The sequence below is a fragment of the Ignavibacteriales bacterium genome (genome assembly GCA_026390595.1).
Taxonomy (GTDB): domain Bacteria; phylum Bacteroidota; class Ignavibacteria; order UBA10030; family UBA10030; genus UBA9647.
The window spans coordinates 16,623-42,494 of sequence record JAPLFQ010000027.1 but is presented as its reverse complement, the minus strand read 5'-3'; the positions used below and the strand labels follow the sequence as shown (position 1 = coordinate 42,494).

The 25,872-nt window shown below is 53.4% G+C and carries 27 protein-coding genes and 2 tRNA genes; 6 read left to right on the top strand and 23 right to left on the bottom strand.

Annotated features, from left to right (window positions below; translation table 11 throughout):
- Positions 1–1,054: tetratricopeptide repeat protein (locus NTU47_15745; protein MCX6135258.1), on the bottom strand; the 1,054-nt coding region annotated here is incomplete at its 3' end.
- A 143-nt stretch (positions 1,055–1,197) separates the two neighbouring features.
- On the opposite strand from NTU47_15745, the gene NTU47_15740 reads away from it, so the two are divergent.
- Complete coding sequence (locus NTU47_15740; GenBank protein MCX6135257.1) at positions 1,198–1,707, top strand: periplasmic heavy metal sensor; 510 nt, start codon at positions 1,198–1,200, stop codon at positions 1,705–1,707.
- Positions 1,708–1,736: 29 nt separating this feature from the next.
- On the opposite strand, the gene NTU47_15735 is transcribed toward NTU47_15740, so the two are convergent.
- The 8 genes from NTU47_15735 to NTU47_15700 form a co-directional block, all read right to left on the bottom strand.
- Positions 1,737–2,450 carry an SDR family NAD(P)-dependent oxidoreductase gene (locus tag NTU47_15735; GenBank protein MCX6135256.1) on the bottom strand — a complete coding sequence of 238 codons (714 nt, stop codon included), beginning with the start codon at positions 2,448–2,450 and terminating at the stop codon, positions 1,737–1,739.
- Positions 2,447–3,166, bottom strand: coding sequence for an SDR family NAD(P)-dependent oxidoreductase (locus NTU47_15730; GenBank protein MCX6135255.1), 720 nt, complete (start codon positions 3,164–3,166; stop codon positions 2,447–2,449). The genes NTU47_15735 and NTU47_15730 overlap by 4 nt, the downstream gene beginning before the upstream one ends.
- A gap of 2 nt (positions 3,167–3,168) precedes the next feature.
- Positions 3,169–3,750 (bottom strand): GTP cyclohydrolase I FolE, encoded by a 582-nt coding sequence (folE, locus tag NTU47_15725; GenBank protein ID MCX6135254.1) that lies wholly within the window; start codon positions 3,748–3,750, stop codon positions 3,169–3,171.
- Between the two features lie 2 nt (positions 3,751–3,752).
- The gene (locus NTU47_15720; GenBank protein MCX6135253.1) at positions 3,753–4,160 is read right to left on the bottom strand and encodes a 6-carboxytetrahydropterin synthase; all 408 of its coding nucleotides are present in this window, start codon (positions 4,158–4,160) and stop codon (positions 3,753–3,755) included.
- A gap of 17 nt (positions 4,161–4,177) precedes the next feature.
- Entirely contained in the window at positions 4,178–4,630 is a 453-nt protein-coding gene (gene bcp, locus NTU47_15715) for a thioredoxin-dependent thiol peroxidase (GenBank protein MCX6135252.1), read from the bottom strand.
- A gap of 53 nt (positions 4,631–4,683) precedes the next feature.
- The gene (locus tag NTU47_15710; GenBank protein ID MCX6135251.1) at positions 4,684–5,157 is read right to left on the bottom strand and encodes a peroxiredoxin; all 474 of its coding nucleotides are present in this window, start codon (positions 5,155–5,157) and stop codon (positions 4,684–4,686) included.
- Positions 5,158–5,377: 220 nt separating this feature from the next.
- Positions 5,378–5,773 (bottom strand): transcriptional repressor, encoded by a 396-nt coding sequence (locus NTU47_15705; GenBank protein MCX6135250.1) that lies wholly within the window; start codon positions 5,771–5,773, stop codon positions 5,378–5,380.
- Between the two features lie 425 nt (positions 5,774–6,198).
- A tRNA-Ser gene (locus tag NTU47_15700) sits at positions 6,199–6,286 on the bottom strand.
- 968 nt (positions 6,287–7,254) lie between these two features.
- Between NTU47_15700 and NTU47_15695 the strand changes: the two genes are divergently transcribed.
- The 5 genes from NTU47_15695 to NTU47_15675 all read left to right on the top strand — a co-directional run bounded on the left by NTU47_15695 (position 7,255) and on the right by NTU47_15675 (position 12,461).
- A tRNA-Ser gene (locus tag NTU47_15695) sits at positions 7,255–7,341 on the top strand.
- Between the two features lie 131 nt (positions 7,342–7,472).
- Positions 7,473–8,762, top strand: coding sequence for a nodulation protein NfeD (locus tag NTU47_15690; protein ID MCX6135249.1), 1,290 nt, complete (start codon positions 7,473–7,475; stop codon positions 8,760–8,762).
- A gap of 29 nt (positions 8,763–8,791) precedes the next feature.
- Complete coding sequence (locus NTU47_15685) at positions 8,792–9,580, top strand: slipin family protein (protein MCX6135248.1); 789 nt, start codon at positions 8,792–8,794, stop codon at positions 9,578–9,580.
- Positions 9,558–11,897, top strand: a complete 2,340-nt coding sequence (locus tag NTU47_15680) for a hypothetical protein (protein MCX6135247.1) — start codon at positions 9,558–9,560, stop codon at positions 11,895–11,897. Before NTU47_15685 ends, NTU47_15680 begins: the two co-directional genes overlap by 23 nt.
- Before the next feature lie 360 nt (positions 11,898–12,257).
- The gene (locus NTU47_15675) at positions 12,258–12,461 is read left to right on the top strand and encodes a cold-shock protein (GenBank protein ID MCX6135246.1); all 204 of its coding nucleotides are present in this window, start codon (positions 12,258–12,260) and stop codon (positions 12,459–12,461) included.
- 93 nt (positions 12,462–12,554) lie between these two features.
- On the opposite strand, the gene NTU47_15670 is transcribed toward NTU47_15675, so the two are convergent.
- From NTU47_15670 to NTU47_15605, 14 genes are all read right to left on the bottom strand, one after another.
- On the bottom strand, positions 12,555–12,971 hold the full coding sequence (locus NTU47_15670) for a cobalamin B12-binding domain-containing protein (protein ID MCX6135245.1): 417 nt from the start codon (positions 12,969–12,971) through the stop codon (positions 12,555–12,557).
- A 27-nt stretch (positions 12,972–12,998) separates the two neighbouring features.
- Positions 12,999–13,583: a Maf family protein gene (locus NTU47_15665; protein ID MCX6135244.1), complete on the bottom strand. Its 585-nt coding sequence runs from the start codon at positions 13,581–13,583 to the stop codon at positions 12,999–13,001.
- A 65-nt stretch (positions 13,584–13,648) separates the two neighbouring features.
- The gene (locus NTU47_15660; protein MCX6135243.1) at positions 13,649–14,065 is read right to left on the bottom strand and encodes a hypothetical protein; all 417 of its coding nucleotides are present in this window, start codon (positions 14,063–14,065) and stop codon (positions 13,649–13,651) included.
- A gap of 129 nt (positions 14,066–14,194) precedes the next feature.
- The gene (locus NTU47_15655; GenBank protein ID MCX6135242.1) at positions 14,195–15,046 is read right to left on the bottom strand and encodes a DMT family transporter; all 852 of its coding nucleotides are present in this window, start codon (positions 15,044–15,046) and stop codon (positions 14,195–14,197) included.
- Positions 15,047–15,116: 70 nt separating this feature from the next.
- On the bottom strand, positions 15,117–16,265 hold the full coding sequence (locus NTU47_15650; GenBank protein MCX6135241.1) for a DUF362 domain-containing protein: 1,149 nt from the start codon (positions 16,263–16,265) through the stop codon (positions 15,117–15,119).
- Positions 16,262–17,161 (bottom strand): decaprenyl-phosphate phosphoribosyltransferase, encoded by a 900-nt coding sequence (locus NTU47_15645; protein MCX6135240.1) that lies wholly within the window; start codon positions 17,159–17,161, stop codon positions 16,262–16,264. The genes NTU47_15650 and NTU47_15645 overlap by 4 nt, the downstream gene beginning before the upstream one ends.
- 26 nt (positions 17,162–17,187) lie before the next feature.
- Positions 17,188–18,852 (bottom strand): methylmalonyl-CoA mutase family protein, encoded by a 1,665-nt coding sequence (locus NTU47_15640; protein ID MCX6135239.1) that lies wholly within the window; start codon positions 18,850–18,852, stop codon positions 17,188–17,190.
- 30 nt (positions 18,853–18,882) lie between these two features.
- On the bottom strand, positions 18,883–20,751 hold the full coding sequence (mutL, locus tag NTU47_15635) for a DNA mismatch repair endonuclease MutL (GenBank protein MCX6135238.1): 1,869 nt from the start codon (positions 20,749–20,751) through the stop codon (positions 18,883–18,885).
- Positions 20,752–20,758: 7 nt separating this feature from the next.
- On the bottom strand, positions 20,759–21,775 hold the full coding sequence (locus NTU47_15630; protein ID MCX6135237.1) for a dipeptide epimerase: 1,017 nt from the start codon (positions 21,773–21,775) through the stop codon (positions 20,759–20,761).
- A 6-nt stretch (positions 21,776–21,781) separates the two neighbouring features.
- On the bottom strand, positions 21,782–22,735 hold the full coding sequence (ftsY, locus tag NTU47_15625) for a signal recognition particle-docking protein FtsY (GenBank protein MCX6135236.1): 954 nt from the start codon (positions 22,733–22,735) through the stop codon (positions 21,782–21,784).
- On the bottom strand, positions 22,735–23,295 hold the full coding sequence (locus tag NTU47_15620; protein ID MCX6135235.1) for a CDP-alcohol phosphatidyltransferase family protein: 561 nt from the start codon (positions 23,293–23,295) through the stop codon (positions 22,735–22,737). The genes ftsY and NTU47_15620 overlap by 1 nt, the downstream gene beginning before the upstream one ends.
- Positions 23,295–24,791 (bottom strand): amidophosphoribosyltransferase, encoded by a 1,497-nt coding sequence (gene purF, locus NTU47_15615; GenBank protein MCX6135234.1) that lies wholly within the window; start codon positions 24,789–24,791, stop codon positions 23,295–23,297. The genes NTU47_15620 and purF overlap by 1 nt, the downstream gene beginning before the upstream one ends.
- Before the next feature lie 107 nt (positions 24,792–24,898).
- The gene (locus tag NTU47_15610) at positions 24,899–25,195 is read right to left on the bottom strand and encodes a hypothetical protein (GenBank protein ID MCX6135233.1); all 297 of its coding nucleotides are present in this window, start codon (positions 25,193–25,195) and stop codon (positions 24,899–24,901) included.
- Between the two features lie 13 nt (positions 25,196–25,208).
- Positions 25,209–25,841 carry a hypothetical protein gene (locus NTU47_15605; GenBank protein MCX6135232.1) on the bottom strand — a complete coding sequence of 211 codons (633 nt, stop codon included), beginning with the start codon at positions 25,839–25,841 and terminating at the stop codon, positions 25,209–25,211.
- Positions 25,842–25,872 lie beyond the last annotated feature (31 nt).

The following is a 25,872-nucleotide window of genomic DNA, read 5'->3' as shown; positions in this document are numbered from 1 at the left end:
CAAGCTCATACTGATAAAGCCTCCCAAGCTCAAACGCCGCTTTCGCTCCCGCCTCGGTCTTGGCATTGGTGGTGTCGACGAGACGATACATATCGATAGCTTCGTCGAGCTTGCCGCTCTTTTCCTGCGTGAGGCCGAGCTCATAGCGGATTGTTCCCCGGTAACCGAGAAAACGGTAATCGGACTCCATTTTCCGAAGTACCGAGATCGATTGGTCGAACTTATCGCACAGCCGATATGCGATCGCCGTCTGCAGCTGGCTATCGTACAGAGAGGATTCATCCGGTGAGTACTTCTCGACATCAGCATACGCAAGAGCCGCCTTTTCGTAATCAGGCAGCGAGAAATACAGGTCACCAACCTTTATCTGGGCTTCGGCCCGCATTGACCCATCACTCGCGGTTGCTACAGCCTTCGCATAGTGATCGATGGCAACGTCCGTGTTCTTCTGGGAAACAGCGATATCCCCCAGGATCATCAACGCCTCTCCGGCAATGTTCTCTTTGCCTTCACCTGCAGCAGCCAGAGCGAGGTCTTGTCCGACGCGGAGAGCGTCATCAAATTTGTTCAGTCTCTGCATCGTCTTCAGCAGCCAGAGCTGACTTTCCAGAGCCATTGAGCGCTTAGGATTCTTGGCGAGGAGTTCAGTGAATTTCCGCTCCGCCTTCACGAATTCTTCCTGGTAGAAGTACGACTTTCCAATCAGGAACAGAGCATCATCGACCACACCACTTTTTGGATAGAAGGACAATACGTTGGAGCATTTGTCAATGACTGCGGTGAATTTCTGCTTTGCCGTCGACCCTGTTGACACAGGCTGGTTGGGATTACCCGACTTCGCCTTCAATGTTGCCCGCGCCGCCAGCACTTCGGTTTCTGCTTCATCGAAGAGCCGCTTGGCGTTGTAGTAGGCATTGAAATAGGCGACTGTGTCATCGTAGCTCTGCGAAAACCAGCCACCAATAGAGCTGAATACTGAACAGCCGGACTGGCTAAGGCTCAGAAGGAGTACAAAGGCAAGTATTGTTGCGCGGATCGATCGCACGTTGACCATTTCTCCCTCCAATATATCAAACCTGTTCTTTGATTGCAAGAAACATCCTGCTGAAAACCAGCCCGGACGTTAAACCATCACCGTCGATTGCTATCTAATGCATGAATCCACTCAACTTGGCTTTTCACTCTGGAGACGGAATTATGAAAAAGGTCCTCATCGCTGTCAGTCTTCTCCTCCTGCCGCTTTGCCTTTCATTCGCTCAGGAGAGGCTCAACCGGCCGAACAGCAGTACCGACAATCGAGATCGCTTCGTTCGATTGCTGAAACTTACCGATGAACAGAAAAAGAGCATCGAGAGTCTCCGCTTCGAACTTGGCAAGAGATCCGTTGACCAACAGGCCCGCGGCAAGACCGCCCGCCTGGAACTTGCAGAGATGTTCAAGGCCGAACAGCCCAATCAGGCGGCAATACAGAAGAAGCTCGCCGAGATCTCGCAACTGCAATCAGTGCAGCGCGTTCTTCGTGTCGATCACTGGTTCGCCGTGAACAAGCTTCTCACACCGGAGCAACAGAAAATCTGGAAGAAGGCGTCGGCCAGACTCTGGGCTCAGCAAAAGGCAAGCATCATCCGAGGTCGAGCTGCACAAATCATGCGGAAAGGGCGAAACGCCCGCAGGGTTGCCCAGCCTCCTGGACCGATGGAACGCTGACAGTTCTAACGACGAAGAACGGTAACAAGTTATTTGGGGTTGGTCGGCCGGATATCTATCTCGCTGACCATCGCCCGTTCTGGAAGCATGAGAGCTGCCAGAACTGTATCTGCGACGTCTTGCGGATGGAGAATTTTCTCCGACTTTGAGGGGTCCTTTGGGGTTGGGGAAAAAGAAGTATCAACTGAACCGGGACAAATCGTCACCACACGAATATTGTGCTCGCGGACTTCGAGCATGAGTGACCGGGAAAAACCTATCAGAGCCCATTTCGTCGCGGCATATCCTGCACCACCAATGAATGCATTTCTGCCGGCAAGCGACGCGACATTCACAATCGCACCGCTTTTCTGAGCCTCCATAAACTTCAGTGCATGCTGTGTCGCCAGCATGACCGCACGCATATTCAGACTCCACATCCTGTCAAAATCACCAAGTGCGAGCGTACGAACTGGTGAAAATACACCGATGCCGGCGTTGTTCACAAGAATATCGAGTCTTTGATACTGCCTCTGCAGCTCTTCAAAGAGCTTTGCGATTTGTCGGTCATCCGTGAGATCAGCCGGAATAACTGAGCTCCTCTCACCACTCGACTCTATCTCCTTTTTCACCTGATTCAATTCCGCCACGGTTCGAGCAGTCAGAATCACTTCAACGCCTTCTTTCGCCAGGGACAGCGCGACGGAACGGCCAATTCCGCGTCCTGCGCCTGTGACCAACGCAACTGAGCCCTTGAGGTTCATACCTGCAAATCTCCAACTTGTGGACGAATAACGATATCCTCAACGACCATCGAGGGGGGTTGACAGCTCACGTAATACAGCATCCTGGCGATTTCATCCGGCTTCATCATCTGGTCCCCATACTTCTCGCGGTGCTTGGGATGCCAGATCGGCGTCAACACCGCACCGGGATACACATTCACGATTTTGATTCCCCTGCTTCGTGTTTCTGCCCGCAGGACATTCATCATGGCCTCTGCTCCCGCTTTCGAAGCTGCGTACGCTGACGATCCGGTGTACACAGCCTTCGCTGCGAATGAAAGCACATTGAGAATCAATCCTCGCCCCTTCTCAAGCATTCCCGGCAGGACAGCTTGCGTAGCGAGAAACGTCCCTCGCAGGTTCGTGGCCATAACCTCATCAAATTGCTCGATGGTCGTGGACATGAAATCTTTGAAATACGTCACCCCGGCATTGTTGATCAGGATATCAACCGGACCCAACCCTGTACGAATCGCTTCAGACGAAGAATAGACTTGTTCCGCGTTTGTGATGTCGCATGGGAACACCATGCAGGTCCCTGAAGAGGATACAATCTGACTTTGCAGCGATGCAAGATTTGCTGACGTGCGGGCGCTTGCGGCGATGGTGTCACCGTGTGATGCGAATTCTTCAGCGAGAGCCCTGCCAATTCCTGAACTCGCGCCAGTGATCCAGACGGTGCGTACTGATGCCATGGCTAATGTCCGAGTTGGCGCTGCAAAAGCGTGAGAAACTCCGTTCGGGTTTTCACATCGTCACGAAACGAACCCAGCATTGCGCTCGTGGTGGCGGCGGAGTCATGCTGCTCGACCCCCCGCATCATCATACAGAGGTGACGGGCTTCCATCACGACGCCGACCCCCCGAGGCTTCAGGTACTTGAAGATCGTTTCGGCGATCTCCTGCGTCAATCGCTCCTGCACCTGCAACCGCCTTGCGAAAACCTCGACGACTCTCGGCAGCTTGCTCAGTCCGATGATCTTTCCGTTTGGTATGTACGCAATGTGACACTTTCCGTAGAAAGGGACGAGGTGGTGCTCACAGAGGCTGAAGAAATCGATATCGCGAACGATGACCATCTCGCTGTACCGCTCTGTGAAAACCGCTTTGTTCAGAACCTTTTCGACATCTTCGTGATACCCCTTCGTAAGGAATTGATACATTTTCGCCACCCGATCAGGTGTTTTGGTCAATCCTTCTCGTTTCGGGTTCTCACCAAGGTGAACGAGAAGATCCGTAATCGTTTGCTCGAAATCTTTGCCGCCCATAGCTTTCTTCATAGTCATTCGCCTCGATATTCCACGACGTTGTTCTCGGTTTCATGAAGTCGAATCGAATACAGTGTCCCTTCCGGGATCTTCGGATACAGGACTATCCAGAATGCTTTCGCAATGTTCTCCGCGGTCGGGATCACACCGCGCATGAACTCCACATCCAGATTCAAGTGCTTATGGTCGACCTTGTCGATGATTTCCCTTCCAACAATCTCTTTGAGCTTTTTCAGATCTATGACATAGCCTGTCTCTGGCCGGGGTTTGCCGGCGACGGTCACCTCCACAACGTAGTTATGACCGTGGCCGTTCTTGTTTGAACATTTGTCATAAATCCTGTCGTTCTCAGCTTCGGTAAGTTGAGGATTGTAGAGGCGGTGGGATGCACTGAATACCGCCCTGCGCGTCACATACACCATCAGTTAATCTCCGTTCTTTAGAGTGCTGCAAGCACTTCATCGGTGTGGCCGTCGACCTTCACCTTTGAAAACACCATGGAAATTCGTCCTGTTTCGTCGATGAGAACAGTCGTTCGCTCGATGCCCATGTACTTCCGCCCGTACATCGATTTCTCCTTCCAGACACCGTACGCCTTCAGCGTTTCTTTTTTTTCATCACTCAGCAAGGGGAAACTCAAGTCATATTTCGCCGCGAACTTCCCGTGCGATGCGGCGGTGTCCGCACTGACCCCCAGAAGAACCGCTCCTTTCTTCTTGAGCGCCGGGAGATTCTCCTGGAAGGAGCATGCCTCCTTCGTGCAACCAGACGTATCGTCCTTCGGGTAAAAATACAGAACAACCTTTTTTCCCCGAAGATCCTTCAGAGAAATTGATGTTCCATCTCCCGTCGGAAGAGTGAACGGAGGCGCCTTCTCACCTATCTTCAGCATGCTGGATTTCCTTCCCTTTCTTCATTCCTTATTGCGGGCACGTCGAGAACACTTTATCGGATCGCCTCGAGCGCCTTGGACACTTCTTCATAGTTTGGCTCGACGCCGGGATTGTCGCTCACCCATACGTACCGAACCACCCCGGCATTATCGAGAATGAATACAGATCTTTTTGCAGCAGCATAACCCACAAGGCCTGCAAAGTTCTCCAGCACGATACCGTATGCCTTCACCGCTGTCCGGCTGTAGTCTGAAAGCACCGGGAATTGCAGGTTGTTCTGCGTTGCGAATGCCTTGTTCGAGAACGGGGCGTCGACGCTGATTCCCACCACATGGGCATTCAATTCGTTGAACCGACTCATTGAATCCCTCAATGCACACACTTCCTTCGTGCATACGCCGGTGAACGCTCCGGGGATGAAGGCAAGGACTGTCTTCTTTCCCAGAAACTCGGTCAGCGAACGGGGTTTCTTGTCTCCATCCACGAGTGTAAAATCGGGAGCTTTGTCTCCAACTTGTACGGCCATAGCACCTCCAACATTCATCTGGAATTATTGATTTGAGTTATTGTGCACGACTTGTATGTCCGAACGCAGGACAGAAAACACACCAGAGATGCTGGAACAGGCTTGCGGAACGCCAGCGGGACTGGTGAATCTTCGTCTCGTGATCCAAGAAGAAACGCTCAAGGTGCTTTTCAGGTTGATGGTTCGTTCGCAACCTCAACGAGAGAGCCGGACAAGGAACTTAGGCCTTACGCAGGCAATCGTTGCAGACCCCGTAAAAATCCAAGCGGTGCGCCGAGATCGTGCCCGGGACAGCATCGCGGACCCGATCGTGGAGGTCATCTTGAGGAGGAACTGCGAGGTCCCTCACAACGCCACACTGTTTACAAACAAAATGGTAGTGTTGTTCTATGGTCGCGTCGTACCGGTGAAGTCCTTCACCGAAATCGAGTTCGCGAATTTTCCCCTGCGCTGTAAGGATGTGGAGGTTGCGGTAGACGGTGCCAAGAGACACCCGGGGAATCTGTTCACGAACCTGTTCGTGAACCCATTCCGCGGTCGGATGAGAAGTTGTCCGCTTAAGGACCTGAAAGATCTTCTCTCGCTGTCTGCTTCGCTTTGTTCCGAGGATTTGCATTCTGACGCTTTACTTAGCAGTTATCGTTGGCAATATATCAAAACGCACAGGTAATGTCAAGGTAACTGCCTGACCACCATCCCGCGCCGCATTCGTTCCACTTTTCGCCGCTCACTTCATCCATATCCCAAACAAACGAGCATGTCGTTTTGTTCCTTGGTACTTGTAACTGACGATATCCGGCCGCGATGATCGTGAAACCTTCCGCAGGAACTCGTCAAGCCTGCCTGACCGTGAACGATGAATCTGGCACTCTGCTGCCGCACTCGGGCATCAAGGAAGCCGACGGTCGGACTTGATGCAGCTCGACTTGATATGGGATCCTGAGTCGTGTGGGGCTCGCGTGAACACGAGCCTTCAAAGTGTTATTGGGGAAAGACAACGGCGTGTAGAATAGCGTGGCGGGAAAGCGACTTTATTGCTTGCGGAAGGGGAGGGATTCGAACCCTCGATACCGCAATGCGGTATTCCGGTTTTCGAGACCGGCCGATTCAACCACTCTCGCACCCTTCCGTGTGGCTGCTAATAATTAGATAATATACGATTTGATTTGAAGAAGTTCAAACGAGCGAACATCAAAAAAAGCGTTTTGGAAGCCGGCCAGAGCTCTCGGTCGACTTCGTTGTGACGATCCCTACCGGCTGCTTCGTCTCCTCACGCGTTCCTCCGCCGCTATTCTCCCAGGCCGGAGATTGCCCGCCACAATTCTTCGAGGAGTTGATCACTGACGGGATTCGATTGGTCATGCGGGAAGCACCACATCCGCTTTCCGGACACCCCCTCCCCACTTCCACAGACTCGCAGTGAACATGATGCTTCGCAACTGGTATTCAAACCGACTTCAAACATGCTGCTACTCCTCGGCTGCCAGAATGTTCCGACTTCGTTCGAAATGAGCGTGTACAACATTCTTCCCACTCCACTCTCAGTGTTAATTTCGTAGAAAAGCTTGTCTCACGATCGAAGTCCTTTGCATTTTCAGCCATCTTTTGCTATTATTGTTTCAGTTGTAGATTCGTGAGAGGTTTGTAGTTTCTGGATGAGCCTGGACTAGGCAAGAACCACCGAAACCGCACCATCAGCATTCATCGGAGAGATGCAGGAGTGGCTGAACTGGCACGCCTGGAAAGCGTGTGTGCCTGAAAGGGTACCGTGGGTTCTGCGCCGAAGGCGCATCCGCCTCCGGCGGAGAATCCCATCATTACTTGCCTATGGTTCAGGTTTACGTTCTCTGGAGTGAAAGCCTACAGAAGCGCTATGCAGGAAGCGCCGTCGACGCTGCCAAACGGCTTGATGAACACAACGCAGGAAGAAGTCGTTTTACAAAAGGCGGCATACCTTGGATCTTGATTCACATTGAAGAGTTTCCTGACTTGTCTTCAGCTCGACGTCGTGAAGTTTTTCTGAAGACCGGAGTTGGAAGAGCGTGGTTGGATGTGCAATACCCCCAATACGCCCGAAGGAACAAGTAAGAAGACAACGGAGAGATGCAGGAGTGGCTGAACTGGCACGCCTGGAAAGCGTGTGTGCCTGAAAGGGTACCGTGGGTTCGAATCCCACTCTCTCCGCAACCACTGAACTCTGACAGTTCAACAACAAGTCGCTAGATCATCGCAGTTCTTTCGCCCAGAGTAAATCGCCGCGGCCTTAGTCGCGGTCCTATTCTCTGCACTTCAGCGAGCAAGTCAGGAGCTCTCCCATGAAGATCCTGCGAAGTGTGACCCTCTTAGTTCTTCTCACTCCATTTCTCACCGTTCCGGCGATTGCACAGAAGATCGTCGCCATCCGAATAGACAAGACGATCAATCCCGCCGCGGCGGAATACCTCCACAGCAGCATCCAATCGGCAACCGAGAAGCAAGCTCAGTGTCTCATCATCTTTCTCAATACCCCCGGCGGTCTTCTGAAATCTACACGGGCGATGGTGAGTGATATCCTTGAGTCGAAAATTCCGATCATCGTGTTCGTCTCCCCTCCCGGCTCGCAATCTGCGTCTGCCGGAGTGTTCATAACTCTTGCTGCCCATGTTGCAGCCATGGCTCCCGGCACGAATATCGGGGCCGCCCATCCGGTGACGCTGCAGGGAAGCATGGACACAACGATGATGGAAAAAGCCACGAACGATGCTGCTGCTTTTGTACGAACCATTGCAGAAAAGCGGCATCGAAACATCACCTGGGCTGAAGAAGCAGTCCGCCGCAGCCTTTCTATTACGGAAACAGAGGCGCTGAAGATGGGGGTCATCGATCTGGTTGCCAGGAACACGGACAGCCTGCTGGCGGCTCTCGACGGAAGAACAATCGAGCTCCCCTCCGGCCCGACAACACTGCACACCAAAGGCCAGTCAATTGAAGAATGGGAGATGAGTTTCACCGAGCGATTGCTTGACACCCTGAGCGATCCGAATATCGCATACGTACTGATGTTGCTCGGCATATATGGGCTTCTATTCGAACTGTACAATCCCGGTTCGGTATTGCCCGGTGTCGTTGGAGGAATCAGCCTCATCCTCGCCTTCTATTCATTGCACACACTCCCAATAAATTACGCTGGTCTCGCACTCATCGTTTTCGCCATCATTTTGTTCGTAGCTGACCTCAAGGTCGCCAGCCACGGCGTTCTCTCGGTTGGAGGATTGATCGCACTCATTCTGGGATCCATGATGCTGATACGATCGGATTCTGCACTCGAATTTGTTCAGATCTCCTGGAGTGTCATACTTACCTGCGCTGCCTTGACACTCGTGTTCTTCATGTTCGTCGTAGGATTCGGCCTGCGTGCGCTGCAGTCGAAACCGACGACAGGAATGGAGGCCCTCCTCGGCCTGTTCGGCGAGGCTATCACGCCACTCAATCCGCATGGACGCGTGAGAGTCCGCGGAGAGATTTGGAACGCACTCTCCGTTTCGGGCGAGATTCCAGCGAATTCAAAGGTCAGAATAGTAGGATTCGAAAACCTCACATTGCGCGTTCAAGAGGAGCGCAAGTAGCTGACAGTACCATCAGAAAGGAGTTCACCATGCAACCCGTTGCGGTGCTTATTATTGCGGCAATCGCTTTCGTCCTTATCATCATAGGAAATTCCATCAGAATTTTACGGGACTATGAGCGGGCAGTTATTTTCAGGCTTGGCCGGAAATCCAAGGCAGTGTTCAATCCAGGCGGCATGGGAAACGGGCCCGGACTGATCATCCTGGTGCCCTTGATCGATCGGATGATCAAGGTGAGTCTCCGCACAGTCGTGATGGACGTGCCGCCACAAGACGTGATCACGAAGGACAACGTCTCAATCAAAGTGAATGCTGTGGTCTATTTTCGCGTGATGGATCCCGACAAGGCTATCCTCGATGTTGAGAACTACCTTTTTGCGACCTCCCAGCTTTCGCAAACAACCCTCCGCAGCGTTCTGGGACAGTCGGAGTTGGACGAACTGCTCTCCGAGCGTGAGAAGATCAATATGAAGCTGCAGCAGATCATGGACAACCACACCGAGCCATGGGGCATCAAGGTATCGAATGTCGAAGTGAAACAAATCGATCTTCCACAGGAGATGCAGCGGGCGATGGCCAAACAGGCCGAGGCCGAGCGCGAACGGCGATCAAAAATCATTGCAGCCGAAGGGGAATTCCAGGCATCCCAGCGCCTTGCCGACGCGGCGAAAATCCTCTCGGACCAGCCGAGTGCTCTCACACTTCGGTACCTCCAGACACTGCGGGAAATCGCCACGGAGAATAACTCAACGACAATCTTCCCCGTTCCGATAGACCTGTTGAAGCCGTTTCTGAATGTCGACATCAAAAAGAAGTGACACGGAGGCGGCACCCCCAGGCGGATTCGATCCAATTCTGTTCGGTCAGAATTCGCTGAACAATGTCGTGGCGGTCCAGCAGCTTAACGAGTCATCTGTCCGGTTGTATCTCCGCGGCGCGCGCGACGATCGGCTCAAGGGGGCCGCAGGGCAGATCACGTCGGCCGACGCCGAGTTCTTTCCGTTCTTCTTCCTGTCGAGCCCGGTCCTCCTCGAGAACTACCAGAAGCGGTTCTGGATCAAAGAGCTGACCGGGTCGAACTATTATCGTCACCTCGTGGCCTTCCCGCGATGGAACGACATGTGGGAAGCCATCCGATTCATCCTCACTACGTACAACAAGAGCGCGTTGAAGCGGGCCGGACATTATTCGGAACTGACTCCTCTCCTCCTCAAACCCGATCCGATCACGCAATTCCTTCTTCAGTCGGGAACTGAAGACAGGATTATCGTCATCGCCCTTGCTGATAATTTCGGATGGGAAGAGATCATAGACGGGCGCAAGCTTTCAGAACCTGAGATGCTGAGACATTTCGTGCAGGCTATCCGCGAGAAGAACCCGGATGTGATCGAAGGACACGATCTGATCGACCACGTCCTTCCCTATCTTGCTCGGCGCGGTGAGTTGCATTCCATAGGATTGTCAATTGGGAGAGATGAGTCAGATCTCAGATCATACTCCCCGCGTGGAACCCCGCTCGAGCCTGGATTCGAAAATGCAGTCTACGAAGTTGCGGGGCGTCATTGCATCGATACGAGAGCTCTGGCCCAGGCGTATTCGTCATCCCGACGAAAACTGGAGCAGTATGATCTCCGCTATCTCGCTCAGCACTTCGAGTTCGCATCGAAGCCGGCAGCGATGATAGATCACGACCGGATCGCCTCCGTCTGGAGCGGGCAGCCGGGTCAGGTGATCGCCCAGGCCGAGCGGGATTGCGCCGAAATCCGTTATCTCGGCGAACACTTATCTCCGAGCTATTTCTTTCAGTCGCGCATGGTGCCCCTTTCCTATGAGGCGGTCGTACGAGCCGGAAGCTCCGCGAAAATCGAATTGATGATGTTGCGTGAATACATTCGTCAGAAGCACAGCGTCCCGAAGGCACAGGGGGGCGGCCAGCAGACCGGCGGGTACACTGACATTTTCATGACTGGAATAGTCGAGGGTGTTCTCCATGCTGATATCGAATCACTCTACCCTTCAATCATGCTCACGCAGGAGATTCAACCAGCCTCGGATGAATTGAGAGTCTTTTCACGTCTCCTCCAATCGCTCACGACCGCGCGCCTCGACGCGAAGCGTGCAATGAACAGCAGCGCCCATGAGAAGGAACAGTCGGCCCTTGATGCATTTCAATCTTCGCTGAAAATCCTCATCAACTCGTTCTACGGCTATCTTGGATATCCACGCGGGCTCTTCAACGACTACGAACAGGCGGACCGGGTGACTTCGACCGGTCAGGAGTTTCTCCGCATCATCATTCGCGAGGTCGAACTCCACAATGGGACGGTCATCGAGGCCGACACGGACGGACTGTACTTCATTCCCCCGGATAATGTACGCGGCGAAGAGCAGGAGTTGGTTTTCGTAGAGAAGCTCTCCCAATCACTTCCGGCGGGCATCAACCTAGTTTTGGCAGGCAGATACAAACAGATGCTGAGCTACAAGAAGAAGAATTACGCGCTGCTCGACTATAAGAACAGGCTCACCATTCGTGGAAGTTCGCTGATCTCGCGCACACTGGAGCGATTTGCGAAGAACTACATCCAATTTTGTGTCAGTCATCTGCTCCAGCACGATATTCAGGGATTGCACAGGCTCTATGTTTCGTTACTCAACGACATCACCCAGCACAGATGGGACGCTGTCGATTTCTGCCGAACGGAGACTATCCGTGACTCTCTCGATGACTACGACCGGGGCATCGCGGAAGGCAATCGAAAGCCCGCAGCAGCGTATGAAGTTGCCAAACGATCCGGATTGACGGTGAGACCCGGAGATCGCATTTCTTACTATGTGACGGGTACGCACGCAGGCGTCAAAATAGTTGACAACTGCAAGCTCGCCGAGGAGTGGGAACCGAACTTCCCCGACGAGAATACAGCCTACTATACCGAAAGGCTGAATGAGTGCTCACGTAAGTTCGACGCGTTCTTTGAACCCGAGGACTTCAAGAGGGTCTTTTCAGCTGAAGATCTGTTCGGGTTCGACCCCAAGGAGATGAAGATCCTGAGGCCGAAGGAGATGTCCCGGGATGAGACCTCCCCCGGAGATGACGATGCGGGAGAATTTGGAATTTGGCTTGACGAAGAGGCGTAGGGTCGCCACCCGAAGCTAAAGTCATTGGAACTCAATGGATTAGGCGCTCCCCTTTCGAGTTTTGTACGCCAAAGATGATCCGTGGGCCATGGGTCACTCGTGCTCGCCATCCGGCCTCCGAATTGGCGGGTCTTGCTTTTAATTCCAACAAATGCTATACTCGCAGTGTAATTCACCAACACCGTTTTTGTTTCAGCAGAAGTGGTTTTGGCTGTCTCTCTCTGCAGGCTGTATGACTTGTCCTGCGGGGGTGTGTGAAACAACCTTAATGAAGGGTGTCGGGCACAGCTGGACATCTTTTGTTTTTGAGAGACAAAAATTAGGTGTGCATGTTTAACCCTATAAGGAAGAAGTAACCTTATGGAACAAGGTACAGTCAAGTGGTTCAATAATGCGAAAGGATATGGCTTCATCAAACGAAGCACTGGTGAAGACGTGTTCGTGCATTATAAGTCCATCAACGGCGAAGGCTACAAGACGCTGAAGGAAGGCGACACTGTGGAATTCGAAGTTGAACAGGGCGCCAAAGGCCTGCAGGCTGTCAACGTTAAGAAGGCACCCTAGTTTTCATCTCTCAGAAAACAAAAACCCGCTCCGGGCAACCGTGAGCGGGTTTTTTTGTTTTCAGGACATTTGTTCACACGGCGGACACAACCGTCACACGCGTACCTCACCGCTGCGTTCTCCGGACCAGCGTTTGACATACGAGACAATATCGTTTGTCGATGCGCCTGGCGTAAAAAGTTCTCCGACACCCATTCCCTTCAACTCATTGATATCCTTTTCGGGGATGATCCCGCCGCCGAAGAGAAGGACGTCATTCAATCCCTTCTGACGCATGAGCTGTAGCACTTTTGGGAATATTGTCATGTGCGCACCGCTCAGCAGGCTGATGCCGACTGCATCGACGTCTTCCTGAAGTGCCGCCTCAACGATCATCTCGGGGGTCTTCCGTAAGCCGCTGTAGATCACTTCCATCCCGGCATCCCGAAGGGCAGCAGCTACAACCTTCGCCCCACGGTCATGACCATCAAGTCCCACTTTTGCGATGAGCACTCGAGTCTTTTGTCCCATACACTCCACTCCGTTTTGAATCATCGATCAATGATCATCGCGGACAAAATCCTGCAGAACCATGTAGAACTTCGTCAGCGGAAACCCGACAACATTGTAGAAACATCCCTCAACTCGTCTCACAAACACCGCTCCATAATCATCCTGAATACCATACGCGCCCGCCTTGTCCATCGGCGAGCCTGAGGAAACATAATCTGCAATCTCCTGCGGCGTGAGCGTTCGAAACCACACACGTGTTTTCTCGATTTGCACGGTCTTCCTGCCCGACCTCACATCGATCAGCGCAAAGCCCGTGTACACAGTGTGCATTCTGCCGCTTAAACTCCTGAGCATCCTCCTCGCTTCGGCCGGCGTGCGCGGCTTTCCAAGGATCTTGCCTTTCAGCACAACGATCGTGTCAGCGCCGATGACAATACCTCTTTTCGTGCGTTTCGCGATCTCTACGGCTTTGCTGAGCGCAATCCGTTTCGCATTGTGCTCTGGCGCTTCGTGTTTGAGCACATCTTCGCGCACATGACTCGGCCGAACAGTAAACGTCAGGCCGATCTGCTTCAAAAGAACCTTACGTCTGGGCGATTGCGATGCGAGTATGAGCGGAGGCAGTTTCATACGTCATAAAACAGAAAAAGCGATAACAGGGTATCGCTTCGGGTGAACAGCCTATGGACAGACAATTATCGGAACATCGCTTTGATGCTGCCCCATGTGCGTTTTGAAGCAGAACTCACATGAGATACGGTGACAATTTCAGTCTCGGGAGCAGGGTTTTGTCCGTTGAGGATTCGAACCCTGTACTGGAAGATACCGCTGGAACTCTTGAATACATCACTGTCGGTGAAGTCGTACGTCGAATTGTTGCCTTTCGCGGCGATGACTGAACCACTGATCAAAGCAAATTCGCCCGCTAACCCGTTTCGGCGAAGCACTTGGAAACCCTCGACCCCTGTTTCATCAATCGTTGTCCACCGGACAACAACGTTCGATCCATTGCTCTGTGCTGTTGGACGATCCTTGATGATGATCGCTGGAAGAGTTCCGACGATCACGACGGCAAGTGCAAGGGTTACTATGAGGCGTACGAGGTTTTTCATATGCTGGTTAGAAGGTAGATCTTTGCAGTATGAAACTCAAGTACTTTTTTCGCTATTCTCCTGCCTGTGTGAGATCGGTCAAGCCAGAGATTTTGCCGTTGCCACATTTGGGAGAGCTCCACCCAAGCACTATCCCGGTGAGAGCTCCGACACGAGGACCCCCCCTACGATTAATGCACCGCCAAACACCCCGAGAGCGCCAAGGACTTCCCCCAGAAGGACATAGGCGAACCCTGCTGCGAGCACAGGTTCGATAGAAAAAATAACCGCACTGCGCGTCGGAGTGGTATCTTTCTGATAGCGGTTCTGAACGAAAAGCGCAATGATGGTGGCAAAAACAATGAGGTAGAGCAAAGCCAGCGTTCCATCCACCGAGGGCACAAATCTGATTGCCTCGAACGTAAATCCTGAGGCCAGCCCGAGGACCGCGCACACGATGAACTGGGCCATAATAAGATGTACAGCATCAACCTCTTTCGAAAAGACATCGAGGTATACAATGTAGAACCCAAACGTGACCGCGCAGATGAGGTTGAGGCCATCTCCCAGATTGAACTCGGATCCCCCTGGAGAAGTAAGGAAGTAGAGACCTGCGGTGACGAGCAGGATCCCAACGATGTTTCCGGTTTTGGGAGCCCGTCGTTCGATCAAAAGCTGGCAGATGGGAGTGAAGACGACCATCATTCCGGTGATGAACGCAGATTTCGTTGCACCCGTGTACTGAAGCCCGATTGTTTGAGTCGCAAATCCGATGAACAACAAGACTCCCAAAATCCCGCCTTTGATCCAGGCGTTTCGCGGAGCAGCGAAAACCTTCCGTGGAAAGAACAGAGCAAACAGGACCGTTGCGACAGAAAACCGGACACCGATAAATATCAGAGGGGATATGCTGTCCAGGAGGTACTTCGAGGTGACAAACGTGCTGCCCCAGATGAGCGTGATTGACAACAGGAGTAATTCAGCCCTCGTTCTGGAACTCATTGGATAATCGTCTTCGTATGATTCGTGGAGAAGAGACCCGCTATGAACATGGCCACCCGGTGTGTATGGCTCAACCACCCTCGCGGGGTTCGTAGGCAGCGAACAGTTTTCCCCACTGAGTCGACTGCTTCCATTTGCTGAACACGCGCCGATCTCTCATCGGCCAGCGGTAGTAGTCATGATAGGCTTCGGAGCCAAAGATGAACAAATTGACCAGTGGTGTTCTGAAGAATATGTTCTGGAACTTCTTGAGCGGGCTGAACCAGAGAAGGTCTCCGGCCATGCTCGCGATGTTATCGCCCACCGAGAATTTCCAATTGACTCCCGAGACGTCCTCCCCCACCACCTTGATTGTCCGGGGATCGCCGCAGCCCAATCCGCGCTCGTGTGCAAGCCGGATGTACTTGATGCTCATCGGGTCATGTCCCATCATCTTTGCCGCTACCGCATCGATCGCAACCTGGTCAGCGCCGACAAGGATGACATTCTTCTCTTCCGGGTACATCGTGCGCGGGCCCGGCCCGTTGCCGGCTGTTGTTCCGTCCATCACTGCGAACAAGCCGGTATGAATTTCCTTCTGGATGGCGAGCAGATCAACGAGGGTCTCGTGAATCCAGGAATGCGTATAGTGGCGATATGTGCTTAACAAACCGCCGAAAGCATTTTTCATTGCGCCGGTGGTCGTCGTGTAGATGTGGCACTTCACCGTCGGGAGGTGCACGATGTTTTTGCCGAAAAAGAAGTCGGGAATGCGTATGCCATCCGGATAAATTTGGTCGAGCACGAGGAGCGGAGTCTTTGGTGCGTACTCGATCCATTTCATATCTCCGTCCTTGAAATTGAAGCGGACGGGGATATCATACTTCTTGAAGATCGGGACGTACTTGTTGAGGTCCTCCCCCTTGAACGCATCCGTGACGACGGTCTTGTTTTGAACACAGACGAGGTCCTTGTAGCCGGAGTTGCGCAGGCCGAGGATGGTCCCCTCGAGCTGCCACGGTGTGGTATTGGCCGCCGGGAACGGGAAATGCCACGAGATGTTGTCTTTCAGAATTGTAGGTGCGCCGGCATCGAGGGTGGCAGTGATGCCCGCCATCTCCATCGCACGTTCGATATCCTTCAGGACGGTCGCGGGCTTCGTCTTGACGACAACGACTGTGGGATCAACTGTTTTGAATCCGGTTATCCGCGTTGGCGATTTGGGTTGTGGAAGTTTCATCGTACTCCAAGCCAGATTTTGATATCCGAAAAATAGATGATGATGACACAGACACTGAACCACGCAACACCGTTCACCAGGGTAACCGGATCAGTGGTGAGCATATGAGTTGGATTGTCTTCCGTCTTCCTGGCTCTCACGAGATAAAGATATCGAAAAATGCCGAACAGGACAAACACCGTTGTGAAAATCAGATTCGAAGAACCGAAGATGCTGATCGTCCTTTCGGCAACCGTATAGAGCGCATAGGAAATTGCCATCCCCGACGCGGCGATCGTCATCATCTGATCAAGGAACTCGATGTCATATCCCCGTATTGCTGCCCGCCCCTCAAAGTGCTCGGAGTTTTTGACCAGCATCAGCTCCGCCCGGCGTTTCGAAATCGACAGGAATAACGAGACAAAGAGCGTGCAGAGAACGAGCCACTCGGACACCTGAACATGAATCGCGAACGCCCCTGCGAGAACGCGCAACATGAACCCTGCGGCAACGATGAACACATCCACCAGGATCACACGCTTAAGGAAGAACGAGTAGCCGAGATTCAGTACGAAGTACACCACTGCGACGAAGAGGAACTTCGCATTGAGCATCGTAACGAGGAAGCCGATAACGAGCATCAACCCGATGGCGAGGCCGACCGCTTGCGTAATCGTGATGGTACCGGCAGCGATGGGCCTGTTTCGTTTCGTCGGATGGAGCCTGTCCGCCTCCCGGTCGGCGATGTCATTGAAAATATACACCGTGCTGGAGAGGAGCGCGAACACCAGAAACGCCTGGGCAGCCATCCAGACGTACGCGCCGTCGAACAGATGCTTGGAAAAAATCAGGGGGGCAAAGATGAAGAAATTCTTCAGCCACTGTTCAGGCCTCATCAAACGCACAACCTTGCGCATAGAAGGTCCTCTTTGCTGGTGTACGATCAGAAGACAGCCGGTTCTTCGTAGATCCCGAAGGTTTCCGTCAGGGCGTCACACATTTCTCCGAGCGTCACGTACGAGCGAGCGCATTCCAGAAGGAGCGGTACCAGGTTCTTCTGGTCCGCTGCCGCCTGTTTCAGTACTGAAAGGGATCGTTCCACCGCTTCGGTGCTCCTGCTCTGGCGAACATCTCCAAGCCGTTTTCGCTGTTTGACCTCAACGTCTGGAGAAATTACGAGAATAGGAATCTCGATCTTCCCCTTCTCTTCCACGAAATCATTCACGCCCACAATGATCTTCTCTTTTGCTTCCAGTTCCCTCTGATATCGATATGCCGCATCCGCGATCTCACGCTGAAAGAAACCTGCTTCGATAGCTGGGATCACGCCGCCAAGAGTATCGATTGTCTCAAAGTACCGTTCCGCCGCCTGCTCCATCTTCGTCGTCAACGCTTCGACAAAATAGCTCCCTGCAAGCGGATCCACCGTGTTGGTGACACCTGTTTCATACGCGATAATCTGCTGGGTCCGCAAGGCGATCTTGACCGCCTTTTCCGATGGCAGCGCAAGCGTTTCGTCCATCGAGTTCGTATGCAGTGATTGCGTTCCGCCAAGGACTCCGGCGAGAGCTTGGTACGCCGTGCGAACAATGTTGTTCTCCGGTTGCTGCGCTGTCAGGGAGCAGCCTGCTGTCTGCGTGTGAAACCGCAACATCCACGAGCGCGGGTTCTTAGCTCCGTACTTGTTTCTCATTCGCTTTGCCCAGATGCGGCGCGCAGCTCGAAACTTGGCAATCTCCTCGAAGAAATCCACGTGAGAATTGAAGAAGAAGGACATTCTAGGAGCGAACTCGTCGACATCCAGCCCGCGTGCGATACCCGCCTCGACGTATGCAAACCCGTCAGCAAGCGTGAAAGCAAGCTCCTGAATCGATGTCGATCCTGCTTCACGGATGTGATAGCCGCTGACGGAGATCGGGTTCCATTGGGGCACTTCCTTGTTCAAGTACTCGAACATGTCGATGATCAACCGCATCGACGGGTTGGGAGGATAGATCCACTCCTTCTGAGCAATGTACTCCTTGAGGATGTCGGTTTGTGTCGTGCCTCGAAGTGTCTTGAAGCCGCACCCCTGCTTCTCAGCCACCGCAAGATAGAATGCCATCACCATTGCAGCCGGAGCATTGATCGTCATCGACGTCGAAATCTCCGACAGATTGATCCCCTTGAACAGGAGTTCCATATCTGCAAGCGAACTCACGGAGACACCGCAGATGCCGACTTCCCCTTCCGATAGAGAATCATCGGCATCACGTCCCATCAACGTAGGCAAATCAAAGGCGACGGAGAGTCCGGTTTGTCCGTGCTCGAGGAGATAGTGATAGCGTTCGTTTGTATCTTCGGGTGTGCCGAACCCCGCAAACTGACGCATCGTCCAGAGTTTCCCCCGGAATCCGGTTGGATGGATCCCGCGGGTATACGGATACTCACCCGGATAGCCAACCTCACCGAGGAAATTGATTGCCTCAACATCGTGAGGGTCATACAACATTTCGATCGGTTCACCGCTGACAGTTGTAAACTTCACGCCACGCCCTTTTCCGCTGGCCTTGACGGTCTCCTCCCATCGCGAGCGCTCCTCTCCTATGCCGTTCAGACCATCGTGCATGCGTCGTGCCTTTCCTGTTCCGTGAGTGAATTATGTCCTGCCGAAGCGGCGATCGAGTTCATCGATCGAGATCTTGACCACAATCGGCCGGCCGTGTGGACAGACGTACGGCATCTGCGTCGCGAACAGCTGGTCGATGAGAATAAGCATCTCAGTTGTTGTGAGCCTGTCCCCGGCCTTGATAGCGGCCTTGCAGGCAAAGGACTTTGCCAGGTTGTCGCGGGCATCGGTATGCTGTGCGTGCTCGTTGTTCCGGTATTCGTCGAGAACATCCTGAAGAATTCGGGCTTCGCCGCCGGCGCGGACATCCGCCGGGATTCCCTCAATGACAACCGTATTTTTGCCAAATGGTTTCAGATCGAACCCCAGCTTTTCGAGATGCGGCACAAGCTCCTTCGCAAGCGAGTAGTCGCTCGCGGTGAGCTGCACCGTTTGCGGAAAGAGCAGCTGCTGCGTCGAGGGAAGATTGTTCTCGAAGTTCGAAAGCGCTTTCTCGTAGAGTATTCGTTCGTGTGCGACGTGCTGATCGACAATCAGAAGGCCCGTGCGTATCTGTGAAAGTATGTATTTGTTCTGCACCTGCCAGATTGGCTTCCCGTCCTGTATGGACAGCTGCTCAGCTGACGTTCCAATCGGTTTGTGCTGAACGATTCGGTCCGGCGCACCGGCAGCGGACTTGCCAAGATCCGTTGGAAATGTCGCTTCCCCGTCGCGCTGCAGCACATCGTCTCCAATCCTCCGCTCCACTTTTCTGAACACCCTGCCCAGGTCGATATCTGGTGTATCGCTCTGCTGTGGGGGCATCAAATCCGCCATATTTGTCTGCATCCGCTCATTCTGAAGGAATCGGAGGTGCGCATCGGGTCCCGATGGCACCTGGCCGCCGCCGAATGTGACAGACGGGACCAAATCATGTTCACCGAGTGTTTTCCGAACCGATGTGAGAACAAAACGATAGATCGCGGATTCGTTTTCGAATTTCACTTCGAGCTTCGAGGGATGCACATTGACATCGATCTTTCTCGGATCGATCGTGAGATTAAGGATGTAGAACGGGAACGCCCCTTTCACCATCAGATGCTCGTATGCCTGGAACACCGCATGATTAAGGGCCCGGTTGATGACATACCGGCGGTTGATGAAAAGGAATTGTTCGGAGCGGCTTTTCCTGGCGAAATCAGGCTTGCCGATGAACCCATCGAGGGTGAGGAATTCTGACACTTCCGTGAGCTTGACCAGTGAGCGAAATTGCCTCTCACCAAAAAGATCAGCGAGTCGTCCTTCGACATCTTTGGGCTTGAGGTCGAGCAGCTGCTCATCGTCACTGACATACGTCCAGCCGATCTCAGGAAACGCGATGGCCATCCTCGTCACCACGTCCGAAATGTTCTTCAGCTCGGTGTTTCGGGTTTTGAGAAAGTTCCTTCGCCCCGGCGTGTTGTAGAACAGGTTCTTGACGGTTATCGACGTCCCTGGTTCAGAAGCAACCGGAGCCTGCTCCTTGAGTTCACTCCCCTCAATCCGGATCAGGGTCCCAAGGTCGTGCGACGGTTGTCGCGTCTTCAGCTCCACCTGCGAGACCGCTGCAATGGAAGCGAGCGCCTCCCCGCGAAAACCGAGCGTCACGATGGCTTCAAGATCCTGCGCTGCCGAGATTTTGCTTGTCGCATGGCGTTGGAATGAGAGCACGGCGTCTTCAGCCGACATCCCCTCCCCATCATCGACAACCTGCATCAAGGTCTTCCCCGCATCCCCAACGACAATCGTAATCTTTTTCGCCCCTGCATCGAGTGCGTTCTCGATCAGTTCCTTGATTGCCGACGCGGGACGCTGCACCACTTCGCCGGCAGCGATCTTGTTCGCAATATCAGCTTCCAATATGTGAATCTTCGTTGCCATGCGTTAATCAGGATCGCCTTTCTATTCCGATGCCCGGCCTGTCCAGAAGCGTGATGACCCCGTCAAGGCTTCTGACGCCATCGAAAGGATCGTTTGTGATAAGGACATTGCCGTCGAGGTCTGCGTAATCAATCAGCGGAGACAATTGAGCGGCAGCGGAAATCGCCACTGAGCTCTCGATCATACACCCGATCATGACTTTCATTCCGCACGCTCGCGCCGTATGAATCATCCGGAGTGCTTCGCGCAGTCCTGTGCATTTCATAAGTTTGATGTTGATGCCGTCAAATGCTCCCTGCAGTCTTGGAACATCGTGGAGGCGTAGAGAGTTCTCGTCAGCAATCAGGGGAAGGTTCACGCGTTCCCGCGTCCATGCCGTCCCCGCAAGATCAGCCGCGGGCATAGGTTGCTCGACAAATTCCACGCCCTCCTGCTCCAGCCACTTGATCTTTTCCACAGCCTGTTCCCTGACTTTCCATCCCTCGTTCGCGTCCACCCGAAGCGCCTTTTTCGTCACGTTCCTGACGGCACGAATTATTTCTTCGTCATTATCACCGCCGAGCTTCACTTTCAGTATGGGATACGCTTCAGCCTCCCGGACTTTCTGCTCGATGACAGCCGGGGAATCGATCCCGATCGTATACGACGTGAGAGGGGTCCTGGACTTGTCGAGCCCCCAGTATTTGTGAAGCGGCAGCCCAAGCTTCCGGCCGACCCAGTCGTGCAGAGCGATGTCGATCGATGCCTTCGCCGCCGTATTCCCTTCCGCTATACCATTGACAGAGGTCAGTATCGACTCAATCTGGAAAGGATCATTGAACCTCGTCCAATCGATGCGCGATACAAATGACGTGACGGAATCTATTGATTCTCCGTACCGCGCTATCGGAGCTGACTCCCCAAAGCCCGTAATCCCGTCGTGTTCGAGCTCGACGATGACCACGGGAGAAACATCCCGCGCACCCCGTGCAATCGTGAACGTGTGCCTGAGCTTCAGATCGTATCGGCTGCATGTGAGCTTCATCAGAGATCAGCTTTCTGGATTGAATCCTTCAAAGAGGGCATCCACAAAGGCCCTTCTGTCAAACACCTGCAAATCATCTATCTGTTCGCCGACGCCGATAAATTTGACCGGGACCTTCAACTCCTGGCTTATGGCCAGCACAATTCCCCCCTTCGCCGTCCCATCCAGTTTCGTCAGCACAAGCCCGGTGACTTCCACAGCTGCCGTGAATTGCTTCACCTGCTGCAGCGCATTCTGACCCGTCGTTGCGTCGAGCACAAGCAACACCTCGTGCGGAGCGCCTGCAAGCCGCTTGTCGAGCACGCGTCCAATTTTCTTCAATTCTTCCATCAAATTTATCTTCGTGTGGAGACGCCCTGCGGTATCGATGATGACGACGTCGGCCTTCCGTGAAATCGCCGAGCTGAGGGAATCATAAGCGACCGCCGCCGGATCCGCTCCTCGCGCCTGCTGAACAATCTCCACGCCGGCACGCTGCGCCCAGATCTCGAGCTGCTCGTTGGCAGCGGCCCTGAATGTATCGGCAGCCCCGACGATCACCTTGTAACCTTTTTCCTTGTAGACGTTGGCCAGCTTGCCAATCGTGGTCGTTTTGCCGACCCCATTCACACCGACCACCATGATGACATACGGCCTTGGTTCGGCCGGAAGAAGAAGTTCTGATGAATCAGAATTTCCGTTGACATGCAGCACACTGGCAATTTCATCCTTTAGGAGATCCGTCAAATGATCCGATGATTCGATTTTCTCCTGCTTGACGCGCTTCTTGATGTTGTCAAGAATCAGGACCGTCGTTTCAAAACCCACATCACCTGAAATGAGGATTTCCTCCAAACGGTCGAGCATGTCGTCGTCGATAATTTTCTTCGTGCTGACGAGCGTTGCGACCTTGCTGAAGAGAGTATCCCTCGTCTTCGTCAAGCCATCTTTGAGTTTCTTGAACGCATCACCAAACAACATTACTGCACACCTTTCTTTGCGAACAAATTTCCGACGAACAACCGCTGCACATACAGGAGAAACGACAGAGACATCAGGAACACGCTCGTCCAGATGGCAACCTGTCTGATACCTTCCAACGAAGGGATGGCAAGATCCGACAGCAACATGACCACGGCAATCGAGGTCACAGCGAACTTGCCGGGCCAGTTCGACTGTGTGATAATATTCTTTTTTGACTTGATGTAGATGCCGCCGACGAGGATCAGGAGATCGCGAACGACGATGACAACCAAGAACCAGAGAGGCATCGCCCCCACCAGCACGAGCATCAGCGAGCCCCCTCCTGCCGCGATCTTGTCCGCGATCGGATCGATGATCTTGCCAAAGTCTGTCACCTGATGCAGGCGACGTGCGACATATCCATCAAGAAAATCCGTGATCCCGGCCAGCAGCAGGACAACGGCGGCCCATTCCCGGTTGTTTGGGACGGCCGAGAAAAGAAAGTACGCGAGCGGAGCGAGCAGGAATATCCGGCTGAAACTGAGAACCGTGGAGATTGTCCAGATTCGTTGGAGCATCAGGCGTCGTTGACGTCCTTGGCGGTTTCGCGGTCTATGGAAACAGGATAGACGCCGCTGAAACAGGCGGTGCAATAGTGCGACCCGTTTTCGTGGGGAGCGGCCTCGAGGAGATTTTCCATCGAAAGGTACGCGAGAGAATCAACGCCAAGTTCCTGTCTGATCAATTCGACATCGCTCTCGCAACGATTAGCAATCAATTCTGCCTTGCTGGGAAAATCCATTCCGTAGTGACATGGGAACTTGATGGGCGGAGAAGTGACACGAAAGTGGATTTCCTTCGGTTCCGCTTCGCGAATCAGGCGGACGAGCTGCCTGGACGTGGTTCCCCGGACTATGGAGTCGTCCACCATCACCACCTTTCGGCCTTTGATCACTCCCTTGACCGTATTGAACTTCGTCTTCACCCTGAACTCTCGCCCCGCCTGGTCGGGCATGATGAATGTCCGTCCGACATAGTGGCTGCGGATCAGTCCGATCTCGAGCTTGACGTCGTCACCGATCTTGTTTGCTTCCCTCACGAATCCGAGCGTGGCAGTGTTGCTCGAATCGGGAACACTGATGACCACCACGCGGTCATCGTCGTCTTCTGGCTTCACGGGCGACTGCTGCGCGAGCAGTTTCCCCAGTTTGCGCCGGACCTTGTCGACGTTCTCACCGAAGATTTTGCTGTCAGGCCTTGAGAAATAGATGTACTCGAAGATGCAATGATGCGGCTCCGGGGGCTTCGAGACGTGGTACGACTTCAGCGTTCCGCTGTCGATCCCCTCCTGGTCGATCACCAGAATTTCTCCCGGCTCCACTTCGCCGATATACTCGGCTCCGATGATATCGAATGCGCACGTCTCTGACGCTACGACAAACGCAGTTCCCAGTCTGCCGAGTGCAAGCGGCCTGAAACCATGAGGATCTCTGGCGGCAATGAGGCTCGTGTCGGTGAGGATAACCAGGGAATACGCCCCCTCGACAGTCTCGAGCGCTTCCTTGATCTGCTGTATCTGGTCTTCTTTCTTGCTGCGCGCGGTCAGATGCAGAATGATCTCGCTGTCGGACGTCGATTGGAAGATCGTCCCATCCGCCTGCAATCGTTCGCGAAGAGAATTGAAATTTGTCAGGTTCCCATTGTGCCCGAGAGCGAGGTTGCCGGCACGATAGTTCACAACCAGCGGTTGGATATTGAACTTGTTGTCTGCTGAACCGGTAGTGGAGTAGCGGTTGTGCCCGATGGCCGCCCGGCCTCTGAGCTCTTCCTTGAGGATCGAAGGATCTTTGTACACTTCGGCGACGAGGCCGACACCCTTGTGAGAGTAGAACTTGGGCCTGCGTTTGACCAGATCGAAGTCGCTGGTTACTATTCCAGTCGCTTCCTGACCGCGGTGTTGGAGGGCGTGCAGTCCGTAATACGTCATGAGAGCGGCTTCGGGATGGTTGAATATTCCGAAAACGCCGCAATGGCAGCGGGGTTTCCCTTCGATGTGGTCGAGTTCTGTCATCATTTAAAAGTAAGGAAAAAATGCGGCCTAAACAAGGAGGGATGTCTCAAGAAAAAGAAGGCCTGATACACAGCGAAGTGTACCAGGCCGCGGAACAGGGGCATCACTCGTCAGCGCTTCACTTCAATCGTTCTCGAGTAGACGGTCACGAAGCTCGTCACGATGTTGATGACGATGTCAAGAGGCGCTTGCTCGGTCTTGATTTCATAATCTTTCGCGCCCTTTGCCATAGTCTTCGTGTCGACAGAATTAATGGGAATCAATCCCCACAATGCATACCACTGCCGCGTTTGTTCCACTGAACTCCCTTTGGCACCCTCACCAACCACATGATAATGCGTCATGCATCCGCTTGCCAAAACCAACAGGGCAAGGAGCCCCAACACTGTAACAATTGTTGTCCGCATATATGTACTCCTCTTAGTTGAATGGTGCTGTGGATTGATACACCTCGACTGAGCCCGCTACCGACTCGATCGTTCTGATCATGAGGGGAAATGATCCCCGTGGAACTGCAAAATCGAACTGAATTGGCTTCTTCAACCGAACGCTGCTAAAAACCATCTTGAAGTTCACCCGTTGATCGTCGATAACCCTCAGTTGATGAACCTTAAACCCCTTCGCCGAAAAGAGCGCCGATTTGATTTCGGCGTTCGGCGTCGAAGCCCGGAAAAAACTTTCGAACTCCTGCATGGTCATGCTTGAATCGTTCGTATCGAATCCGGCGAACGAGGCGATGGTAACCACGCTGCCGGATGACGGGTGGCTCCAGGCATAGAGCAACTCGGGCTGTCCGAGGCGTCCTTTCCCCGTTACGCCTTTCGAACGCTCGGCCGCCGCACGCTGAGCCGCTTCGAGAGTATTTTTGGACAATGCCTTCCACCCCTTGGGTGGTGCAAACGAAACGCCAAGCGCTGTATCGGAAAATGCTGGGCCGACCAGCGATGTGTCCACCGCGAACCGGATATCCTGCGGGCCGGCAGGTTTTGGATTATGCTGAGTGCAGCCCAGAACGGCCGAGCAAATGAAAATCCCTAGAACAATCCTGTACACAAGACTCCTGATGTGGTACCGACAATGCGCT

Excerpts from the sequence above, each read along its gene's own strand:
- NTU47_15740 (MCX6135257.1), top strand. The coding sequence starts at position 1,198 with ATGAAAAAGGTCCTCATCGCTGTCAGTCTTCTCCTCCTGCCGCTTTGC.
- NTU47_15735 (MCX6135256.1), bottom strand. The coding sequence starts at position 2,450 with ATGAACCTCAAGGGCTCAGTTGCGTTGGTCACAGGCGCAGGACGCGGA.
- NTU47_15620 (MCX6135235.1), bottom strand. The coding sequence starts at position 23,295 with ATGCTCCAACGAATCTGGACAATCTCCACGGTTCTCAGTTTCAGCCGG.
- NTU47_15650 (MCX6135241.1), bottom strand. The coding sequence starts at position 16,265 with ATGAAACTTCCACAACCCAAATCGCCAACGCGGATAACCGGATTCAAA.
- bcp (MCX6135252.1), bottom strand. The coding sequence starts at position 4,630 with ATGCTGAAGATAGGTGAGAAGGCGCCTCCGTTCACTCTTCCGACGGGA.
- purF (MCX6135234.1), bottom strand. The coding sequence starts at position 24,791 with ATGATGACAGAACTCGACCACATCGAAGGGAAACCCCGCTGCCATTGC.
- NTU47_15645 (MCX6135240.1), bottom strand. The coding sequence starts at position 17,161 with ATGCGCAAGGTTGTGCGTTTGATGAGGCCTGAACAGTGGCTGAAGAAT.
- NTU47_15690 (MCX6135249.1), top strand. The coding sequence starts at position 7,473 with ATGAAGATCCTGCGAAGTGTGACCCTCTTAGTTCTTCTCACTCCATTT.
- NTU47_15675 (MCX6135246.1), top strand. The coding sequence starts at position 12,258 with ATGGAACAAGGTACAGTCAAGTGGTTCAATAATGCGAAAGGATATGGC.
- NTU47_15610 (MCX6135233.1), bottom strand. The coding sequence starts at position 25,195 with ATGCGGACAACAATTGTTACAGTGTTGGGGCTCCTTGCCCTGTTGGTT.
- NTU47_15685 (MCX6135248.1), top strand. The coding sequence starts at position 8,792 with ATGCAACCCGTTGCGGTGCTTATTATTGCGGCAATCGCTTTCGTCCTT.
- NTU47_15655 (MCX6135242.1), bottom strand. The coding sequence starts at position 15,046 with ATGAGTTCCAGAACGAGGGCTGAATTACTCCTGTTGTCAATCACGCTC.
- NTU47_15710 (MCX6135251.1), bottom strand. The coding sequence starts at position 5,157 with ATGGCCGTACAAGTTGGAGACAAAGCTCCCGATTTTACACTCGTGGAT.
- NTU47_15630 (MCX6135237.1), bottom strand. The coding sequence starts at position 21,775 with ATGAAGCTCACATGCAGCCGATACGATCTGAAGCTCAGGCACACGTTC.
- NTU47_15680 (MCX6135247.1), top strand. The coding sequence starts at position 9,558 with ATGTCGACATCAAAAAGAAGTGACACGGAGGCGGCACCCCCAGGCGGA.
- NTU47_15665 (MCX6135244.1), bottom strand. The coding sequence starts at position 13,583 with ATGAAACTGCCTCCGCTCATACTCGCATCGCAATCGCCCAGACGTAAG.
- NTU47_15670 (MCX6135245.1), bottom strand. The coding sequence starts at position 12,971 with ATGGGACAAAAGACTCGAGTGCTCATCGCAAAAGTGGGACTTGATGGT.
- ftsY (MCX6135236.1), bottom strand. The coding sequence starts at position 22,735 with ATGTTGTTTGGTGATGCGTTCAAGAAACTCAAAGATGGCTTGACGAAG.
- folE (MCX6135254.1), bottom strand. The coding sequence starts at position 3,750 with ATGAAGAAAGCTATGGGCGGCAAAGATTTCGAGCAAACGATTACGGAT.
- NTU47_15720 (MCX6135253.1), bottom strand. The coding sequence starts at position 4,160 with ATGGTGTATGTGACGCGCAGGGCGGTATTCAGTGCATCCCACCGCCTC.
- mutL (MCX6135238.1), bottom strand. The coding sequence starts at position 20,751 with ATGGCAACGAAGATTCACATATTGGAAGCTGATATTGCGAACAAGATC.
- NTU47_15640 (MCX6135239.1), bottom strand. The coding sequence starts at position 18,852 with ATGCACGATGGTCTGAACGGCATAGGAGAGGAGCGCTCGCGATGGGAG.
- NTU47_15705 (MCX6135250.1), bottom strand. The coding sequence starts at position 5,773 with ATGCAAATCCTCGGAACAAAGCGAAGCAGACAGCGAGAGAAGATCTTT.
- NTU47_15730 (MCX6135255.1), bottom strand. The coding sequence starts at position 3,166 with ATGGCATCAGTACGCACCGTCTGGATCACTGGCGCGAGTTCAGGAATT.
- NTU47_15660 (MCX6135243.1), bottom strand. The coding sequence starts at position 14,065 with ATGAAAAACCTCGTACGCCTCATAGTAACCCTTGCACTTGCCGTCGTG.